The organism is Paenibacillus nanchangensis, assembly GCF_046543445.1.
GTDB classification, from domain to species: domain Bacteria; phylum Bacillota; class Bacilli; order Paenibacillales; family Paenibacillaceae; genus Paenibacillus_AQ; species Paenibacillus_AQ nanchangensis.
On record NZ_JBHOFD010000012.1, the window covers coordinates 182498 to 188497 of the forward strand.

Genomic DNA, 6000 nt, shown 5'->3' on the forward strand with positions numbered 1-6000 from the left:
ATCCTACAGCTTCGGTGATTATCTTACCAGCTAGTGTGATTATCCTGCAGCTTTGGTGATTATCCGGCCAGCTTGTGATAGTTATCCTACAGCAACAGTTATCCCGCAGCAGCCGTTACCTGCAGTAGTCGCTTTTTCGCAGTAGTCGTTATCTCCGTCAATGGTCATCACCCTACAGCGGGTATCACCCCGCATGCTCCATCCTCACCAGCCGGCGGATGCGGCCCACCATAGCTGTAACCGCACCGGATACGACGTTTGCCGGAACAGAAGCTTCGGCCTGTACCGCCGGAACCGAAGCATCCTGGCGGTGGAAACGGAGGTAGAGCGACAAACTGCCGCGATAGATTCCGTAGGGTCTCAGCGAACTGGCGAAATCCTCCGGAGTGACGAAGCACGCAGGCTTCTCCACTGGCCGCTGCCCGGACCGTTCAATGACGGATGCGACAAAGTGCGAGCAAAAATAGGCGTTTTTTCGGTGAATCTCGGTATTGAGCAGCACGCCGATCAGACCAAGCAGATGGTATTTATAGCACTCCTGATTGCGCATCATCCCTTGTACATGGGCGTACATCATGTCATATTCCCGGCTACTGACCGGAAAGCGATAAATAGCGCATTCGGTTTCCTGATAGAACGGGTCGGCAAAATTCTCGCGGATCAGCCCCGCGCGGAATGGGTTATGTATGTGTTTGCGGCCAAAGCTGTACACTTCGGTAAGCTGTTCGTCAAACGCCAATGAGGCATGGTTAAGCTCCGCTTTAGTAAACCATTTGATCATGTTGCTGAATGCCGTGCCGGTTCCGGTCAACACAATATAAATATGTTTTGTCCGATTCATAAATCCATATCCCCCAATTTCCAATCTGATACTTCCGGTCAAGTGCTTCGAGCTGTTTTCATCTTACCGGAATCGGCGGCGCGGCAAAACGAACCAAAGTCGGATTCCATCCTGGACCAAAGGCTAAGTCCCGGCCCGGGCCATTGCCCAGTTCTGTCTGATCTCTCGGGATATCCGCCTGTCCGATAGGAGTCTCCATTTGTACCGATGGTAGAAACCTTCTGTTTTCCCAGTGGTAATAACTTCTATTTTAGCAACGGTTTTTCCTGTTGCCTGCGTCCGCTTTTCTATTTATTCAAATTTTACGCAAGTAGAAGGGAAGGGTTCCATTTCTTACCGGAGAATTAAAGGGAGTGGTAAGGAACCGTAAGGAACAGCTTAAGTAACAGCTTAAGGGATAGCCTAAGGAACAGCTTAAGGAAGGGCCTAGGGGAGAGGGGGCCGGCCGGGAAAATGTCCGCGTTTGATGCTGCCTGGAAAAAGGTATAGAAATGTAGACAACTTGCGACACTTAAGAGGTTGGAGCAGCGGAAAAAAAGAAAAAGAAATGGTAATGCTTCCACACTAATGATACAATAAGAGTCAAATTGACATTCTCAACTTGAGGAGGAAATTGCGATAATGAGCGAAAAGGATCAGGCAATTCATAAGGAAGAGAATTCGACGATCGACAACCTGGCGATTACAACGATCCGCACACTGGCTATCGACGCGATTGAAAAAGCTAAATCCGGACATCCCGGCATGCCGATGGGCTCCGCTCCGATGGGCTACCAGCTGTTCGCCAAAACAATGAACCACAACCCGGACAAGCCGGATTGGGTTAACCGCGACCGTTTTGTGCTGTCCGCAGGGCACGGTTCGATGCTGCTTTACAGTCTGCTGCACCTGTCCGGCTACGACCTTCCGATGGAAGAACTGAAGCAGTTCCGTCAATGGGGCAGCCTGACGCCAGGCCATCCGGAGTTTGGACATACTGCCGGCGTTGACGCAACTACCGGTCCGCTTGGACAAGGGATTGGTATGGCGGTAGGTATGGCAATGGCAGAAGCTCAGCTGGCGGCCACTTACAATAAAGAAGGACATAACGTAATTGACCACTATACTTATGCGATCTGCGGCGACGGCGACCTCATGGAAGGGATCTCCAGCGAGTCCGCTTCCCTGGCCGGCCACCTCAAGCTCGGCAAGCTGATTGTGCTGTATGATTCCAATGATATTTCGCTGGACGGCGAACTGAACCTGGCATTCTCCGAAAATGTAGCCAAGCGTTTTGAAGCGTACGGCTGGCAGGTGCTGCGCGTGGAAGACGGCAACGATCTGCCTGCTATCGAGAAGGCGATTGCCGAAGCGCAAGCAGAAAGCGGCAAGCCGACCCTGATCGAAGTGAAGACGGTCATCGGCTACGGCAGCCCGAACAAGCAGGGCAAAGGCGGCCACGGCGGTACACACGGTTCTCCGCTCGGCGCGGAAGAAGCGAAGCTGACCAAACAATTCTACAAATGGGTTTACGAAGAAGATTTTTACGTGCCGGATGAAGTGCGCGAACATTTCAGCAAGGTAAAAGAAAAAGGAATCTCCGTTTACCAAGAGTGGGCAAACCGTTTTGCCGAGTACAAAAAAGCGTATCCGGAACTGGCGGCTCAATTTGAGACCGCGCTGTCCGGCAACCTGCCGGAAGGCTGGGATGCGCAGCTGCCGCTGCTGAAGCCGGAAGACAAAGCGGTTTCGACCCGTGTCGCTTCGGGCAACGCGTTGAACGGACTGGCTGCGGGCGTACCTCAGCTGGTGGGCGGCTCGGCCGACCTGGAGAGCTCGACCATGACGCATCTGAAAGGACTGCCGGTATTTACTTCCCAGTCCTATGACGGACGCAACATTTATTTTGGCGTTCGCGAGTTCGGCATGGCTGCCGCAATGAACGGTATTGCCCTGCACGGCGGGCTCAAAGTGTTCGGCGGCACCTTCTTTGTATTCACCGACTACCTGCGTCCGGCGGTTCGCCTGGCTTCGATCATGAAGCTGCCGGTGACCTACGTGCTGACGCATGACAGTATCGCTGTCGGCGAAGACGGCCCGACGCACGAGCCGATCGAGCAGCTCGCTTCGCTGCGCATCATTCCGGGTCTGACGGTGATTCGTCCGGCCGACGCTAACGAGACGTCCGCAGCCTGGGCGTATGCGCTGGAGAACAAAGCCAATCCGGTCGCGCTGGTACTGACCCGTCAGAACCTGCCAATCCTGCCGGGAACGGTCGAAGGCGTTCGCGAGAACGTGAAGCGCGGCGGCTACGTCGTGTCCGATGCGAAAAACGGCAAGCCGCAGGCGCAAATTATCGCCACAGGCTCCGAGGTTCAGCTTGCGGTAAAAGCGCAAGAAGCGCTTGCTGCCGAAGGCATCGACGTGCGCGTCATCAGCCTGCCGAGCTGGGATCTGTTCGAGAAGCAGGATAAAGCTTACCGCGACTCCGTCATTCTGCCGGACGTCAAAGCCCGTCTGGCGGTCGAAATGGCACAAACCTTCGGCTGGGAACGTTATGTGGGCGACGCCGGCGACATCCTTGGCATTACAACGTTCGGCGCTTCCGCACCTGGGGATACCGTTGTGGCGAACTACGGTTTTACCGTTGAGAATGTGGTCAGCCGCGTAAAAGCACTCCTGTAAAGGGAAAGAGAGGGGAACAAATATGAGCCGTTTTGAGAATGCAGCGATCGTCAAGGCCGCAAATGTTTATTATGATGGTAAAGTGACAAGCCGAACCGTCTATCTTCAGGACGGCAGCAAAGTGACCCTCGGCGTGATGCTTCCGGGCACCTATGAGTTCGGAACGGATGGTCCAGAAATTATGGAGATTTTGTCCGGGCATCTGAAAGTGCTTCTTCCAGGTGCTCAGGTCTGGCAGGAGATTAACGGAGCCGAAACCTTCCATGTTCCGGGCAATGCCAAGTTTGCCCTTGAAGTCTTCTCGGTAACCGACTACTGCTGTGCTTATCCTGAAGTTAAGGCCTAAAGCCGGCAGACGAATAGAAATAACGCCAACAGCCAGAGCTATCCCGCTTCATGAGGGTAGCCTGGCTGTTTTTTACTGTGCAAAAAAAACGCATCGTCCGATATACCTAATAGATTAGCTTTTTCATAGATTTAGTGCCATTACATAGGCTCATAACTTTTTCATGGGAGCGTGCGAAGTTGCTGCAGAAGACAAGACAGAAGCTGGTTGTGCTGGGACTTACCATTGGACTGCTGGGGGGAACGGTAAGTTCGGCGGGTGCCGCGGGTGCGGGAGCAAATCTCGTAAATCCGAATCAGGTGTATACCTACAACATTATGCAAAAAGACATCCGTGAGCTTGCGGAACGTTATCCGGGACTCGTCAGCTACGAATCACTGGGGAAGTCGCCTTACGGCCGGGAGCTGTGGGCGGTCCGGATTGGCAGAGGCGAAGCAAACCTCCTGCTGAATGGCTCGCATCACGCCAGGGAATGGATGACCACGTCGCTGCTGATGGAGATGCTGGATACGTATTCGGCGGCATACCTTACAGGGGAGAATTTTGGTCCCTACAACGTCAGGGAACTGCTTAACCGGGTTAGTATCTGGATTGTGCCGATGGTGAATCCCGACGGAGTAACGCTGTCGCAGTCGGGCGTTGCCGGCCTACCGGCCGATCTTGCAGCCGCGCTGATCCGTTATAACGGAAACAGCCGTAATTTCAAACGCTGGAAAGCCAACATGCAGGGCATCGACCTGAACCGGCAGTATCCGGCCAATTGGACGGGAATCCGGAACTCCGGCAAATATCCGTCCCATCAGAACTACAAAGGGACAAAACCGGCTCAGACACCCGAAGTAAAGTTGATGATGGATTTGACATACCGTACCGATCCGGAAATGACGGTGGCTTACCACAGTTCGGGACAAATTATTTTTTGGCATTACAAAACGCCGGCAGCGAACGTTGCGCGGGATAAAGCTTACGCTTCAGACCTGGCCCGGTTGACCGGCTATTCGCTGGTCGCGCCGGAAAAAAATCCGTCGGGCGGAGGCTACAAAGACTGGTTTGTCCAGGAGTTTGGACGTCCCGGCTTTACCGTGGAGATTGGCCGGTATGTCGGGGACGGCCCGTTGCCGCTGAGCGCATTCAAGGGAGTTTGGGCGGAGAACAAAACCGTAGGTCTATACGCAGCGCAAAAGAGCTACGACTTGTGGTTCCGCAAGCAAAAGCTGCAGCCGGTTGGCGGGTCCATGACACTGTTTGTGCAGACCCCCGGGTATACCAAAATCGGAGCTGCACAAAGCGCAGGCAGCTTGGCCCCGCAGGATGTGTGGGTTAATGCGCGCAAAGGCGATTGGTATCTTGTGCAGACCGGAGCGGGGGAACGCTGGATTCGGCCGGTGCCGGGCAGTCTTGCTGCTGTGGAGGCTGTCACTGGAACGGTGCGCCTGAACGCCGATTCTATGCTGTATAAATATCCGGATCTTTTGGCGCCCAAGGTTAGCAAAATCGCGCCGCAGGAGCTGCGCGTCACCGGCCGCAGCGGAACGTGGCTGCTTGTCGCCTACGGTGCCGGCAGCTTCTGGGTTGACGGCCGGAATTTGACGCCGGTGCTCGCTCCCGCGGGAAGCGAAGAGACGGGGCAGGGCGGCCAGCCGGCAGGTGACGCCAGCGGTACAAACGAAGCGCCGCCGGGGACAACAGTGCAGGAAAGCCCGGCGCAGAGTGACGCGGCGGCACCAACAGGCCCGCCGCAGACCAGTCCGGCACAGACTGATCCAGGGCAGACTGATCCAACATAAATCAGCCTAGCCCCAACTGTACCAGGGCAGACTAATCCAACATAGAGCAGCCCGGCCCTAACCGTTCCAGCGCAGGCCAATCCGGTCCAGACTGTTCCGGCCCTAACCGTTCCGGCGCAGACCAGTCCCGTGCCGGCCGATCCCGGTCAGGTGTCTGGCGGACAGCCTCAGCCTTAATAACGGCAGGTGTGGTCAGCTAGCTTCTGCAAAGTATACGAACTTATACGATACCGCAAACAAGCAGCCGGGAGATTCCCGGCTGCTTGTTTGCTTTACCTGATATTTTGCAGGGCTGTACACCTTACAGCGCCTGACGCCTTACAGCGCCTGACGCCTTACAGCGCCTGACGCCTTACAGCGCC

Annotated in this window: 4 protein-coding genes; 3 read left to right on the forward strand and 1 reads right to left on the reverse strand. The window is 55.0% G+C overall.

All coding sequences use genetic code 11. From position 1 onward, the window contains the following. Window positions 1-184 precede the first annotated feature (184 nt). The gene (locus ACE6ED_RS11860; RefSeq protein ID WP_410827325.1) at window positions 185-841 is read right to left on the reverse strand and encodes a hypothetical protein; all 657 of its coding nucleotides are present in this window, start codon (window positions 839-841) and stop codon (window positions 185-187) included. A 621-nt stretch (window positions 842-1462) separates the two neighbouring features. On the opposite strand from ACE6ED_RS11860, the gene tkt reads away from it, so the two are divergent. The 3 genes from tkt (at window position 1463) to ACE6ED_RS11875 (ending at window position 5638) form a co-directional block, all read left to right on the forward strand. After that, window positions 1463-3505 carry a transketolase gene (tkt, locus tag ACE6ED_RS11865; protein ID WP_410827326.1) on the forward strand — a complete coding sequence of 681 codons (2043 nt, stop codon included), beginning with the start codon at window positions 1463-1465 and terminating at the stop codon, window positions 3503-3505. Window positions 3506-3527: 22 nt separating this feature from the next. Then, window positions 3528-3851, forward strand: a complete 324-nt coding sequence (ppnP, locus tag ACE6ED_RS11870) for a pyrimidine/purine nucleoside phosphorylase (protein WP_410827327.1) — start codon at window positions 3528-3530, stop codon at window positions 3849-3851. Window positions 3852-4030: 179 nt separating this feature from the next. Further along, window positions 4031-5638, forward strand: coding sequence for a M14 family metallopeptidase (locus ACE6ED_RS11875; protein WP_410827328.1), 1608 nt, complete (start codon window positions 4031-4033; stop codon window positions 5636-5638). Window positions 5639-6000: the final 362 nt, after the last annotated feature.